12 protein-coding genes, 9 tRNA genes, 1 riboswitch and 1 other annotated feature are annotated in these 13262 nt (G+C 46.8%); of the genes, 20 read left to right on the top strand and 1 reads right to left on the bottom strand.

Annotation, left to right across the window (positions count from 1 at the left end; translation table 11 throughout):
• The first annotated feature begins 22 nt into the window (after positions 1-22).
• The 13 genes from ACI3E1_RS03345 to ACI3E1_RS03285 all read left to right on the top strand — a co-directional run bounded on the left by ACI3E1_RS03345 (position 23) and on the right by ACI3E1_RS03285 (position 8134).
• Positions 23-94, top strand: a tRNA-Asp gene (locus tag ACI3E1_RS03345).
• An 8-nt stretch (positions 95-102) separates the two neighbouring features.
• A tRNA-Phe gene (locus tag ACI3E1_RS03340) sits at positions 103-175 on the top strand.
• Between the two features lie 10 nt (positions 176-185).
• Positions 186-256: transfer RNA gene (locus tag ACI3E1_RS03335), tRNA-Gly, on the top strand.
• A 14-nt stretch (positions 257-270) separates the two neighbouring features.
• Positions 271-344, top strand: a tRNA-Ile gene (locus ACI3E1_RS03330).
• A gap of 4 nt (positions 345-348) precedes the next feature.
• Positions 349-436 (top strand) — tRNA-Ser (locus ACI3E1_RS03325).
• A 4-nt stretch (positions 437-440) separates the two neighbouring features.
• A tRNA-Glu gene (locus ACI3E1_RS03320) sits at positions 441-512 on the top strand.
• An 8-nt stretch (positions 513-520) separates the two neighbouring features.
• Positions 521-612: transfer RNA gene (locus tag ACI3E1_RS03315), tRNA-Ser, on the top strand.
• Positions 613-628: 16 nt separating this feature from the next.
• Positions 629-702, top strand: a tRNA-Met gene (locus ACI3E1_RS03310).
• A 4-nt stretch (positions 703-706) separates the two neighbouring features.
• Positions 707-778, top strand: a tRNA-Asp gene (locus tag ACI3E1_RS03305).
• Positions 779-897: 119 nt separating this feature from the next.
• Positions 898-981, top strand: a riboswitch (SMK box riboswitch).
• On the top strand, positions 979-2181 hold the full coding sequence (metK, locus tag ACI3E1_RS03300) for a methionine adenosyltransferase (RefSeq protein ID WP_405024255.1): 1203 nt from the start codon (positions 979-981) through the stop codon (positions 2179-2181). (Overlaps the previous riboswitch by 3 nt.)
• 240 nt (positions 2182-2421) lie before the next feature.
• A complete protein-coding gene (leuS, locus tag ACI3E1_RS03295; protein ID WP_405024254.1) occupies positions 2422-4836 on the top strand; it encodes a leucine--tRNA ligase in 2415 nt (804 codons plus the stop codon).
• A gap of 173 nt (positions 4837-5009) precedes the next feature.
• Positions 5010-6356 (top strand): amino acid permease, encoded by a 1347-nt coding sequence (locus tag ACI3E1_RS03290; RefSeq protein WP_405024253.1) that lies wholly within the window; start codon positions 5010-5012, stop codon positions 6354-6356.
• A 98-nt stretch (positions 6357-6454) separates the two neighbouring features.
• Positions 6455-8134, top strand: a complete 1680-nt coding sequence (locus tag ACI3E1_RS03285) for an oligosaccharide flippase family protein (RefSeq protein WP_405024252.1) — start codon at positions 6455-6457, stop codon at positions 8132-8134.
• 79 nt (positions 8135-8213) lie between these two features.
• Here ACI3E1_RS03285 and ACI3E1_RS03280 read toward each other — a convergent pair whose 3' ends face one another.
• Complete coding sequence (locus tag ACI3E1_RS03280) at positions 8214-9041, bottom strand: NAD(P)H-hydrate dehydratase (RefSeq protein WP_405024251.1); 828 nt, start codon at positions 9039-9041, stop codon at positions 8214-8216.
• 89 nt (positions 9042-9130) lie between these two features.
• On the opposite strand from ACI3E1_RS03280, the gene pepV reads away from it, so the two are divergent.
• The 7 genes from pepV (at position 9131) to nusB (ending at position 13181) form a co-directional block, all read left to right on the top strand.
• Positions 9131-10528 (top strand): dipeptidase PepV, encoded by a 1398-nt coding sequence (pepV, locus tag ACI3E1_RS03275; protein ID WP_405024250.1) that lies wholly within the window; start codon positions 9131-9133, stop codon positions 10526-10528.
• A gap of 54 nt (positions 10529-10582) precedes the next feature.
• Positions 10583-10659: a sequence feature (ribosomal protein L21 leader region), on the top strand.
• Between the two features lie 15 nt (positions 10660-10674).
• On the top strand, positions 10675-10983 hold the full coding sequence (rplU, locus tag ACI3E1_RS03270) for a 50S ribosomal protein L21 (RefSeq protein ID WP_405024249.1): 309 nt from the start codon (positions 10675-10677) through the stop codon (positions 10981-10983).
• A gap of 11 nt (positions 10984-10994) precedes the next feature.
• On the top strand, positions 10995-11315 hold the full coding sequence (locus tag ACI3E1_RS03265; protein WP_405024248.1) for a ribosomal-processing cysteine protease Prp: 321 nt from the start codon (positions 10995-10997) through the stop codon (positions 11313-11315).
• A gap of 17 nt (positions 11316-11332) precedes the next feature.
• A complete protein-coding gene (rpmA, locus tag ACI3E1_RS03260) occupies positions 11333-11614 on the top strand; it encodes a 50S ribosomal protein L27 (protein ID WP_283581975.1) in 282 nt (93 codons plus the stop codon).
• Between the two features lie 165 nt (positions 11615-11779).
• On the top strand, positions 11780-12337 hold the full coding sequence (efp, locus tag ACI3E1_RS03255) for an elongation factor P (RefSeq protein ID WP_405024247.1): 558 nt from the start codon (positions 11780-11782) through the stop codon (positions 12335-12337).
• A gap of 18 nt (positions 12338-12355) precedes the next feature.
• Positions 12356-12799: an Asp23/Gls24 family envelope stress response protein gene (locus ACI3E1_RS03250; protein ID WP_405024246.1), complete on the top strand. Its 444-nt coding sequence runs from the start codon at positions 12356-12358 to the stop codon at positions 12797-12799.
• Entirely contained in the window at positions 12786-13181 is a 396-nt protein-coding gene (gene nusB / locus ACI3E1_RS03245; RefSeq protein ID WP_405024245.1) for a transcription antitermination factor NusB, read from the top strand. The genes ACI3E1_RS03250 and nusB overlap by 14 nt, the downstream gene beginning before the upstream one ends.
• Positions 13182-13262 lie beyond the last annotated feature (81 nt).

Here is a 13262-nt window from a genome sequence, read left to right as displayed (position 1 = left end):
CAAATCCAGCTCCCGCAATTATGGTCGTATGGTCCAATGGTTATGACGCCGCCCTGTCACGGCGGAGATTCGAGTTCGATTCTCGGTACGACCGTTATAAATGGCTCGGTAGCTCAGTCGGTAGAGCAACGGATTGAAGCTCCGTGTGTCGGCAGTTCGATTCTGTCCCGCGCCATTTGACCCATGCGGGTATAGTTTAGTGGTAAAACCACAGCCTTCCAAGCTGTTGTCGCGAGTTCGATTCTCGTTACCCGCTTTATTTAAATATTTGGGCCTATAGCTCAGCTGGTTAGAGCGCACGCCTGATAAGCGTGAGGTCGGTGGTTCGAGTCCACTTAGGCCCATATTGGAGAAGTACTCAAGTGGCTGAAGAGGCGCCCCTGCTAAGGGTGTAGGTCGGTAACACGGCGCGAGAGTTCGAATCTCTCCTTCTCCGTTATGACCCGTTGGTCAAGTGGTTAAGACACCGCCCTTTCACGGCGGTAACATGGGTTCAAATCCCGTACGGGTCACTTTTTACGGAGGGTTACCCAAGTCTGGCTGAAGGGAACGGTCTTGAAAACCGTCAGGTCGGGGCAACTCGGCGCGAGAGTTCGAATCTCTCACCCTCCTTTAGAGGTAAAATTATCGCGGGATGGAGCAGTCTGGTAGCTCGTCGGGCTCATAACCCGAAGGTCGTTGGTTCAAATCCAGCTCCCGCAATTATGGTCGTATGGTCCAATGGTTATGACGCCGCCCTGTCACGGCGGAGATTCGAGTTCGATTCTCGGTACGACCGTGTGACTTAATTATTTTTCCGTCGCTATTGCGGCGGTTTTTTATTGCTTTTAATTAACCATACTAAATATCAAGTAATGTATGATGTCCTACATTGCCCTGCTGTTTGTGTTAGACTAGGACTGTTATAAGTCCATTTCCCGATAGGATTCACAATCGTGAAGATGCCTTGTAACCAAATTATCTTTGGGGGAATTTTAAATGACCGAGAAACATTTATTTACATCAGAGTCAGTGTCAGAAGGGCACCCAGATAAAGTTGCGGATCAAATTAGCGATGCAATTCTTGATGCATTATTGACACAGGACCCTAATGCACGGGTTGCCTGTGAAACGACCGTAACAACAGGATTGGTTGTTGTCGTCGGGGAAATCTCAACAACGGCATACGTTGATATCCAGCAGGTTGTGCGGAATACCATTAAGGAAATTGGATACAAAGACAACCGTTTTGGATTCGATGGTGACTCATGTGCGGTAATGACGGCGATTGATGAACAGTCCCCGGACATTGCGCAGGGCGTTGATGCATCATTGGAACAACGGGACGGGAATACAGACCCGCTTGATCAGATTGGCGCTGGAGATCAAGGGTTAATGTTTGGGTACGCAACCGATGAAACACCCGAGTTAATGCCGTTAGCTCTTGAATTGAGTCATAAGTTAATGATTAAGCTTGCTCAGATACGTAAATCAGGAGAGTTAACGTACTTAGGGCCGGATGCTAAGACACAGGTAACGGTTGAATACGGTGAGGATGATCGTCCATTTCGGGTAGATACGGTTGTTCTTTCAACCCAGCACCTGGAGACGGCTTCCCTCGATCAGATTCGTCGTGACATGGTCGAACGTGTTATTAAGCAGGTGATTCCTGCCGATTTGCTTGATGAAAAAACCCGGTTTTTGGTTAACCCAACGGGACGCTTTGTAATTGGTGGTCCCCACGGTGATGCTGGATTGACCGGACGAAAAGTAATTGTTGATACGTATGGCGGGGCGGCCCACCATGGTGGCGGTGCCTTTTCCGGAAAGGACGCTACCAAGGTTGATCGGTCAGCAAGTTACGCAGCCCGGTATATTGCAAAAAACATTGTTGCGGCTGGATTAGCCCGCGAAGTTGAAGTTCAGCTAGCGTATGCAATTGGAGTTGCTCAGCCTGTTTCGGTAAACATAAATACGTTTGGCACAGGCAAAATTGAAGAAGCGCTCCTTGAACAAGTGGTGCGGCAAGTCTTTGATTTACGTCCAGCAGGAATTATTCAGATGCTTGATCTACGGCGACCAATTTATAAACCAACCGCCGCATATGGTGCGTTTGGCCGAACGGATATCGACCTTCCGTGGGAGCATACCGACCGAATTGAGCAGTTAAAGCAGGCAGTTAAGGCGCTTGAATCCAAGTAGGGGCTTTGTTATGATTGGGTGGTACAGAGTAGTAGGGTGTAAATTCTTTTCAGAGAGTGATCGGTGCTGTGAGGTCATAGGGATGCCCCCGAACTTGCTGTGCATGATTAAGTGAACTAAAAGAAAAAGTGCTAGTACCGCTCTGCGGACTAGAAGATGGGTGGTACCGCGCGTAAGCGTCCTGTCGGGAGTTTCCCGGCAGGACGTTTTTAATTAAGAGAAGTAAGGGGCGAATAAATCGTGGCGTACGATCACAAGCAGATTGAACAAAAGTGGCAACGTTACTGGGATGAGCATAAGACGTTTAAAACAACGGAAGATCCGGATAAGAAAAACTATTATGCTTTAGACATGTTTCCGTATCCGTCTGGTCAGGGATTGCACGTTGGGCACCCTGAGGGGTACACGGCAACGGATATTTTAGCGCGAATGAAGCGAATGCAAGGGTATAACGTTCTTCATCCGATGGGATTTGATGCGTTTGGATTACCGGCTGAACAATATGCGTTAAAAACGGGACATTCCCCCCGCCAATTTACCAAAAAGAATATTAATAATTTTCGGCGGCAGATTAAGTCACTGGGGTTGTCGTATGATTGGGACCGGGAAGTTAATACGACGGATCCGGACTATTATAAGTGGACCCAGTGGATTTTTGAGAAAATGTACGAAAAAGGATTAGCCTATGAAGCAGAGGTTCCGGTAAACTGGAGTCCTGATTTAGGGACCGTTGTGGCTAACGAAGAGGTTATTGATGGAAAAACGAAGCGGGGTGGCTTCCCGGTTATTCGGAAGCCAATGCGGCAGTGGATGCTGCGGATTACTGCTTATGCGGACCGGTTAATTGACGACCTGGATGACCTTGACTGGCCGGAAGCAATTAAGGAGCAACAACGGAACTGGATTGGTCGTTCTGTGGGGGCACGGGTTAACTTCCCAGTTGCTGGGGATGAAGATGCCGAAATTGAGGTTTTCACGACACGGCCAGATACTATTTATGGGGTATCGTACATCGTGATGGCACCGGAACACGCGCTAACAAAGCACCTTACCACCCCAGAACATCAGGTTGCCGTGGATAAGTACCTGGAAGAAGTGGCGCATAAGTCCGATCTGGAACGGACCGACCTTGCAAAGGAGAAAACGGGAGTCTTTACCGGAAGTTATGCAATTAATCCGGTTAACGGAGAGCGGATTCCGATCTGGGTTGCGGACTATGTTCTTTCATCATACGGGACAGGAGCTGTGATGGCCGTTCCGGCGCACGATGACCGGGATTATGAGTTTGCCCGGCAATTCGATTTACCGGTTAAACCCGTAATTGAAGGGGGCAACCTGGAAAAGGAAGCATATACCGGCGATGGTAAGCACATTAACTCAGGGTTTCTTGATGGGTTAAGGAAGCAAGAGGCCATTACCCGGATGATCGACTGGTTGAAGGAGCACGGTGTTGGTGACAAGAAGGTTAATTACCGTCTCCGCGATTGGCTGTTCTCCCGGCAACGGTACTGGGGAGAACCGATTCCGGTAATCCACTGGGATGATGGGGAAACGACCCTTGTGCCGGAGGATGAGTTGCCGCTACGGCTTCCTAAGACGGATAACATTAAGCCGTCTGGGACGGGAGAAAGTCCGTTGGCTAACCTAGACGATTGGGTTAACGTTGTTGATGAAAACGGTCGGCACGGAAGGCGTGAAACGAATACCATGCCACAGTGGGCTGGAAGTTCGTGGTACTTCTTGCGTTACGTTGATCCGCATAACCAGGCGGCTCTTGCTGATTATAATAAGTTAAAGCAGTGGTTACCAGTGGATCTATATGTTGGGGGAGCGGAGCATGCCGTCTTGCACCTTCTGTACGCGCGCTTCTGGCATAAATTTTTGTATGATCTCGGGGCTGTTCCGACAAAGGAGCCGTTCCAACGCCTGGTTAACCAGGGAATGATTCTTGGCGATAACCACGAAAAGATGTCGAAGTCAAAGGGAAACGTAGTTAACCCGGACGATATTGTTGAGCAGTACGGGGCGGATACCCTGCGTTTGTACGAAATGTTCATGGGCCCACTGGATGCTTCCATCGCATGGAGTGAGGATGGTTTGAGTGGTGCTCATAGGTTTGTTAAGCGGATTTGGAACCTGTTAATTGATGAGCAGGACCGGTTACGTGATCGAGTGACAACTGAAAACGATGGTTCGCTTGACCGAATTTACAATCAAACCGTAAAGAAGGTAACGGACGACTTTGGGCAGTTACACTTTAATACGGCGATTTCACAGATGATGGTTTTCGTTAACCAGTGCTATAAAGCTGATGCGCTACCACTTGAATACGTTGAGGGATTCGTGAAGTTAATTGCTCCGTTAACCCCTCATATTGCAGAAGAACTGTGGACGAAACTGGGACACGTTGGAAGTATTGCGTATGCCCAGTGGCCGACCTACGATGAGAGTAAGCTGGAAGAAAACACTGCTGAAATTATCGTTCAGGTTAACGGAAAGTTACGGGCGAAGTTAACGGCGCCGAAGGACATCACGAAGGATGCACTTAAAAAACAAGCGTTAGCGGATGAAAAGGTACGCCATCACCTTGAAGGAAAGACAATTCGGAAAATAATCGTTATTCCAGGCAAGCTGGTTAACATAGTGGCTAATTAGAATACGATGATAAAACGTTCGGTTAATGGTGGAAATTCCACTTATAACCGAACGTTTTAGTGACTATTTGCCAGGTTTGGTTCGCTTTAACGGGAGGTTGCGGTATAATTAAAGGCACAATTTTATTTTTGAAGAAATGATTAGTGAACGAAAACGGAGTGGAGTGAAGGAAAATGAGTGAAAATAAGTTAGCTCGCCAGTTATCTTCCCGACATGTTCAGATGATTGCGATTGGTGGGGCAATCGGAACTGGGTTATTTTTGGGCTCTGGAACGGCAATCCATGCCGCTGGTCCCGCCTTGTTGGGATTATATGCGTTAGCCGGGTTATTCTGTTTTTTTATGATGCGGGCGATTGGCGAGCTGGTGTTGTCTGATACTGGTAAATCATCGTTTATCGAGTTTATTCGCGAGTATCTGGGTGAACGGTGGGAATTTGTTGTTGGCTGGACCTACTGGTTATGCTGGGAAAGTTTGGCAATGGCAGATTTAACGGCAAGTGGAATCTATATTAAATATTGGTTCCCATGGATTCCGCAGTGGGTAACGGCGCTGGTAATCGTTGCGGTTTTATTGACGTTTAACCTCTTAAGTGTTGGCCTTTTCGGTGAACTTGAATCGTGGTTTTCAAGCATTAAGGTTTTTGCCATTCTTGCCTTAATTGTGACTGGAGTGGTGCTCCTTGTTTTACACGCTCATATAGGCGGACAGGTGGTAACAATGCGTAATCTGGTGAACTACGGGGGGTTCGCTCCCCGGGGAATTCGGGGAATTCTTAGTGCATTACCAATGGTGATTTTTGCCTTTACTGGGATTGAAATGGTGGGGTTAACCTCTGGTGAAACTGCTCATCCTCACCGTGACATCCCCAAGGCAATTAATACTCTGTTGCTGCGGATCGCTCTCTTTTACGTGGGTTCAATGTTTGTATTGATGTGTATTTATCCGTGGAATAAGGTTACAACCACTGCCAGCCCGTTTGTGCAGGTATTCAGTGCATTGGGAGTGAAGGCTGCAGCCGGAATCATTAACTTTGTAGTGTTAACGGCAGCGTTATCAGCATGTAATAGTACACTTTTCAGTACTAGTCGAACCCTTTTTGTTCTTGCTCAGAGTCATTTTGCCCCTCAGCGGATGCATCAGACGAATAACCGAAGCGTTCCGGTAAGCGCACTTATATTCTCGTCAGCAGTTTTGTTAATCATTGTTTTCTTGAATTATGTTCTTCCGGCAAAAATTTTTTCCATCATTTCCAGCGTTGCGACTGTAAGTTTTGTTTTTGTGTGGTTAGCGCTTCTGTGGTGCCATGCGAAGTTTAAGCAACGGCACTTGACAACAACGTTTAAGATGCCAGGATACCCGTGGACAACAATTCTAACAGTGCTCTTTTTCGTTGGTGTTTTGGGATTGTTGGTAATGCAACCGTCGACGTTGTTAGCGTTAGTTTTTGCTGTTATTTGGGTGGCTGTCCTTTTAGGCGGATATAGTTTACTTAAGTGGTCCCGCCGCCGTTTACAATAGGATGAAGTTTCCCCCTAGTTGTGGTTTGTGGTAAGGTGTTTATGCGGCGTTTTAAGCGCTGGAAAATGAGTAAAACTAAACGGAAAGGAACGTACGGCGTGGATAACGAAACACATACACACATAAATGATGAAACAACGGCTGGGACGATTGCGACGGCCAAGCAACAGGATGTTTCTGCTAAGGAAAAAATGCTACGAGGATCGTCATGGTTAACAATCGGAAGCATCTTCTCCCGGATTTTGGGGGCAATTTACGTAATTCCGTGGTATGCATGGTTGGGCCCCAACCGTCTTCAGGCTAATGCCTTATACACTAAGGGATACACATTGTATAGCACGTTTTTAATGATTTCGACGGCTGGAGTGCCAGATGCAGTATCTAAACAAGTTGCGCATTACAATTCGAAAAATGAGTACGGAATTGGGCGACGGTTATATCGAAAATGCCTAACAATATTAACGTTATTTGGAATAATTTGTGCTGGAATAATGTGGATTGGGGCGCCGTACATTACGCAGGGATCACGTGCTGTTATTCCGGTGTATCGCTCCCTTGCAGTTGCTCTGATTATAATTCCCGCTTTAAGCTTAACGCGGGGGTATTTTCAGGGTTATCAGGATATGGCACCATCGGCTCTATCTCAATTGGTTGAGCAAGTTGCGCGGATTACTTATATTTTGCTTGCTACGTTTTTGATAATGCGGGTATGGCATGGTAGTTATCAAAATGCTGTTATTCAATCAACTTTTGCTGCATTTATTGGAGCGGGTGTTGGGTTACTATTACTTGTTGGCGTTTTTGTGAAAAAAAGGAAGCAGAATGATTTATTAGTAGCTCAAAGCGACAATAAGCTAATTGTATCAGATGGTTCGATAATTCGTGGTGTTATCAGGCAGTCAATTCCATTCATTATTGTTGGCGCTGCTTTTAATGCTTACAATTTAGTGGACTTAGTTTCTTTTCAACCGGTTATGCAGGTAACAACAGGGTTGAGTGTTCATGATATTAATAATTTATATGCATTGTTCGCAGGTAATGCTAATAAGTTAATTATGATTGTTGTATCCCTTGCAATTGCAATGGGGGAGACATCGGTGCCTGTTTTGTCTGAGTTAGTTACAAAAGGAAATGTTAAGCTAGTAAAAAAACAGTTAATTGATGCGATTGAAATTTTTCTTTTGGTAATGTTACCTGCGGCTTTAGGTATGGCGGCAATTAGCCGACCGGTGTATGTTTTGTTCTATGGATTTAATTTTCAAGGAATCTTTGTACTGTGTGTGGCATCCTATACGGCGATTGGAATTGGTTTGGCATCATTAATGGGCGCTACATTACAGGGAATGTATGAAAATAAGAGAGCAGTTCGATACGCCTTGATTGGTTTTGTTACAAAGATAGTCATACAGATCCCATTGACTGTTTTGTTACATGCATATGGTCCTCTATTAGCGACAGGAACGGGAATGCTTGTTGCAGCTACGCTAATGTTTAGGTATTTGTACTATGCCTATAATTTAAATATTATCCATTTACATCAGACATTTAATTCATTAATGAAATATGCTTTAATTATGTTCGCTGTTGTGCTAACCTTTGTGTGGCTGAGCGGACACGTTTTCAATATCTTTAGTCGTTTCCAAGCCGTAATTACGATTATTATTGCCGGAATTATCGGGGCGGCATTGTACGGCTATTTGTGCCTGCGGTCACGCGTTGCGGATGATGTTTTAGGGAGCCGGGCTGCTGGGTTACGGCGCGTGTTCCATATTCGGTAATTTGTAAAATAAAACTTGAATGGTAGTTAAAACCAGGCGATTGTGACATAAGTCGCAGTCGCCTGCTTTTTTTACAGATTTATATAAACCGCCGCATGAACGAACTGATTTGGCTACTTAGAAGCGTAGGAGTGACGACGTAGTGGGTTGTGGCTAATTCTGTGGCAAGGGCACTATGGAGGTAAACTGCTGCTTCAACCCGGTCTTTAAGGGGAGAGGTAAATTGTGCACAAAATGCCGCAAGGATTCCTGTGAGGGTATCGCCCATCCCCCCGGTTGCCATTGCGGGGGTGCCTACGGTGAGCTGGCCCACGGTGTTGTCAGTATGGTAAATCATGGTGGGTGCGCCCTTTAGAACAAGGGTTCCTCCCAAACGTGAGCGCATCCGCCAATTTTGTGCTGGTGTTTGTTCACTAATTGGGATTCGGCTCAGGCGCTGCCATTCCATCTGGTGAGGGGTCATTATAACAGGAGCATTTGTTGTTGCAAGAAAAGCGGGGTGTGCAGCCAATATGGTTAGCGCGCCCGCATCAATAATAAGCGGGACGGTTACCGTTTTGAAAAGTTTTTTGAGGAGGGCTTGGTTTGTTAACGTCAGTGCTAATCCGGGTCCCACCGCAACGACGGTGGCCTTTTTAGCTTGCGCGAGGATTGCGTGCTGGTCTGAAAGGGATGTAAATAGTGCTTCAGGGACGGCAACATGGAGGGCAGTTTGGTTGGCTGGCGCAGTGGCACACACAACAAGGCCTGCGCCCGTGTTTACTGCTGCGCGGGATGCCATTAAAATGGCGCCACCCATGGTTGTATTTCCGCCGATTAAAAGAACCCGGCCATAGGTTCCCTTATGACTTTGCCGGGGCCGTGGGGTAATTATTCGTGATAAAACGTTCGCTGTGATTTGATGCATTGCAATCCCTCCATGGGTTCAGCATACCACAGGAACAGGGAACACTATGGTAAAATAAAGGCACTATTCACAAAGGGGGCAATTTCGCAATGGGTTATGATTGGCAGCAGGCGGTTACAGCACACCGCGACGAGTTATTAGCAGACCTCAAGGCAATGTTACGGATTAAAAGCGTTCGGAATGAGAGGCAAGCAACCCCGGATGCACCGCTTGGTCCTGGTCCCCAGCAGGCCCTTGACCATTTTTTGGCGTTGGGTACCCGGGACGGATTTAAAACGAAGAACGTTGATGGGATGGCGGGACATATCGAGTTTGGTACTGGAAATGAAACTTTGGGAATCTTGGGGCACGTCGACGTGATGCCTGCTGGTGACGGGTGGAGTCACGCGCCGTTTGATCCGATTATTAAGGATGGTAAGATTTATGCCCGGGGAGCGATGGACGATAAGGGCCCAAGCATGGCAGCGTACTACGGGTTAAAGGTGGTTAAAGAATCAGGGTTGCCGGTAACCAAACGGGTACGGTTCATTCTAGGAACGGATGAAGAAAGTAGTTGGCGGGGAATGAAGTATTATTTTGCCCACATGCCTGCACCAGATTTTGGTTTCTCGCCTGATGCCGAGTTTCCCTTAATTAACGGGGAGAAAGGCAATGTTAGCCTGAAACTTAAGTTTGGGGGAACAAATGGTGGGACCGTAATGCTACACCAATTTACCGCTGGATTACGCGAAAATATGGTTCCTGGCAATGCGAAGGCGACGGTGAGTGGTGCGTGCTTAGACGAAATTGAACAAGCGTTTAGCCGGTTTATAAAAACAGCCCCTGTAAGTGGTAAAGCAACGCGGACATTGGATAGACTAACGCTTGCAGTTACCGGGAAAGCTGCCCACGGGATGGAGCCACGGGAAGGAATTAATGCCGGGACGTATCTGGCTACATTCTTGAAAAACTATGATTTTGGGGGCGATGCCGCTCATTTTATTACGTTTATCGTAAATTACCTGCACGAGGCTTCGCGGTTAGAAAAGTTTGGTGCTGCCTTTAGCGACCCGGTGATGGGAGATCTCACCATGAACGCCGGACTGTTAAACTTTACTGCTGGCCAAACCGGATCAATTACCCTTAACTTCCGGTATCCGCAAGGAATTGAGCCAGCAACAATTCGGACAGCAATTGATCGTGTGACATCCCAGTGGGATGCTGTAATTAGTGTTGGGGAAGCGATGGCGCCGCATTACGTTGCATTAGACGACCCGTTGGTTACAACGCTTCTTGGCGTATACCACCGCCAAACGGGAACGGATGCTCCTGCCGAGGTAGTTGGTGGGGGAACGTATGGCCGATTGATGAAGCGGGGAGTAGCCTTTGGGGCACTTTTTCCGGACTGCCCGAACATGATGCACCAGGTGGATGAATACATGCCGGTTGAGGATATCATGAAGGCGGCGGCAATTTATGCCGAATCAATTTACGAATTAATTAAGTAAAAATTGACGGATGAATGATTATTTGATAACATGTACCCGTTGTATTTGTGCATGTCACAACTGCAACCGCACGTTTTAGGTTTTTTTAAGTGGCAAATGCCCACCACATTACGGCGAGTCTAAGTCAATTAAGGGAGGTGCACAGAATGTACGCAATTATTAAAACTGGTGGTAAGCAGCTAAAGGTCGAAGAAGGACAAACGATTTACGTTGAAAAGCTGGATGCCAAGGCTGGTGACAAGGTAACTTTTGACGAGGTGATCTTCGTTGGGGGTGACAAGCCGCAGATTGGTTCACCGCTTGTTGATGGTGCAAGTGTTACGGGAACTGTTGAAAAGCAGGGCCGGGCAAAGAAGGTTGTTACGTTTAAGTATAAGCCAAAGAAGCACCAGCACACCAAGCAAGGTCATCGGCAACCATACACCAAGGTCGTCATTGACAGTATTAAAGCATAATAGCGTTAACGATGATTACCGTAAAGCTAACGTATGATGATAATCAGTTAGTAGCATTCCAAATGACGGGGCATGCCGACGCAGGACCGTACGGTCAAGATATTGTTTGTGCGGCAGCATCGGTATTAGCGATTAATACGGTGAATTGCCTTGAGCAAATTGCAGGGGTTCATCCGCAGGTAACGGCTGATACAATTAACGGTGGTTTGATGAAGGTTACCGTTAATGAACCGTTACCGGAAAAAGCAGTGACAATTATGGCTGTTTTTGAGCGGGGCATCCGGGACGTTGCGCAAAATTATTATGATCGTATAAGAATAACGCAGGATTAACGAGGAGGTGCGCGCAGATGTTAATGGATTTACAGTTCTTCTCCCACAAAAAGGGGGGCGGTTCATCAGCTAACGGCCGTGATTCAAACGCTAAGCGGCTTGGTGCTAAGCGGGCTGATGGCCAGTTTGTTTCAGGAGGATCAATCCTGTACCGGCAGCGGGGAACACATATTTACCCGGGTAAGAACGTCGGTATGGGCGGTGACAACACCCTTTACGCTAAGGTTGAAGGCGTTGTTAAGTTTGAACGGAAGGGCCGCGATAAGAAGCAGGTTTCCGTTTATCCGGTTGCTGAATAATTCCGGTTAGCTGTTTGGGAGGTTCATTTATATAATGAACCTCTCTTTTTATACTGGAATTTAACAGCGGTAGGATAACCATTTGCATTTTATGGGTTAGTCCTGCTATGATTAGGTGTGATTAAAATGGTGGGATGGGGTATCCCCTAAATGGAGTGAATTATTATGATTTCAGTTAACGATTTTAAGACTGGATTAACCATTGAAGTTGACGGCGAACTGTGGCGGGTAATTGAGTTCCTGCACGTTAAGCCGGGAAAGGGATCAGCATTTGTACGCTCAAAACTGAAGAACCTGCGGACTGGTGCTGTTCAGGAAAAAACGTTCCGTGCTGGTGAGAAGGTTGAACAGGCCCAGATTGATAACAAGCAAATGCAGTACCTGTACGCTGATGGGAATAACTATGTCTTCATGGATACGACAACGTATGAACAGCTTGAATTGCCAGGTGACAAGATTCAAGATGAGTTGAAGTTCATGAAGGAAAACATGTTAGTGAACATCATGATGTACGGGAGTGAAACGTTGGGGGTTGACCTACCAAACACGGTTGACTTGGAAGTTAAGGAGACCGAACCAACGATTAAAGGGAATACCGCTTCTGGTGGTTCCAAGCCTGCAACGATGGAAACCGGACTGGTTGTTCAGGTGCCGTTCTTCATTAACGAAGGCGATGTGTTGACAATTAATACCCAGGACGGGACGTATATTTCACGGGCTTAGCGATAGGGGGAAACAGTAATGGCTGATGAGAGCAATATTATTTTAGCTGGTTCGGGTGATGAAAACGGACAAATCCGGATTGCGCCAGAAGTTGTTGAAATTATGATTGGAATTGCCGCTAGTCAGGTCGATGGTGTATTTTCCATGAGCGGGTCGTTGGCCACGAGTTTTTCTGAGTTGTTAGGGCGGTCGTCACTGGGGAAGGGCGTTAAATTGAGTCAGGATGATGGGGGGCACCTGCAGGTTGCAGTGTATGTTACCCTGGCTTACGGCGTTTCAATTCCCCAAACTGCGCTTGAAATTCAAAAACGGGTAAAGCAGCAACTTTTGTTTATGACTGGATTAGAAATTCAGGAAGTCGATGTTCATGTTGAGGGCATTATGCCCGAAAAGCAGCCGGCAACGGTTGATCCGGATAATTTATTTGCGGACGAAGAGGAAGGTACCGATGGAGTTAAGTAGGCATAAAATGCGCGCGGTGGCGTTTCAGACACTGTTTGCCCTGACGAGTAATCCTGAAGGAAAACCAGTTGATGTGTATGAGGGAATTTTAGGGACAACAACCGTCCCAGCGTTTCTTAGCGGACTTGTTGCGGGTGTGTTAGCGCACCAAACGGAAATTGACCAGGCAATCATCCCGCACTTGGCGAAGGGGTGGTCACTTGAACGATTAAACAAGGTTGACTTGAATCTTCTTCGGCTAGCAACGTATGAAATTAAGTATTGTCCGGATGTTCCGAATAAGGTGGCTGTAAACGAGGCTCTTCAGTTAGCCAAGGAGTTTAGCGACGACCAATCCCGGCGGTTTATTAACGGGGTACTTGCTGCAATTTTGAAGGACTAGTTTGGGATTAATGGTTTGCGAATAGTGAGAAAAGCTGGGGTATGGATCTCAGCTTTTTTGTCGTGTTGGCCGCGGAAAAAG

The sequence above is a fragment of the Ligilactobacillus sp. LYQ139 genome (genome assembly GCF_045033025.1).
Lineage (GTDB): Bacteria > Bacillota > Bacilli > Lactobacillales > Lactobacillaceae > Ligilactobacillus.
This window is presented reverse-complemented; position numbering and strand designations above follow the sequence as displayed.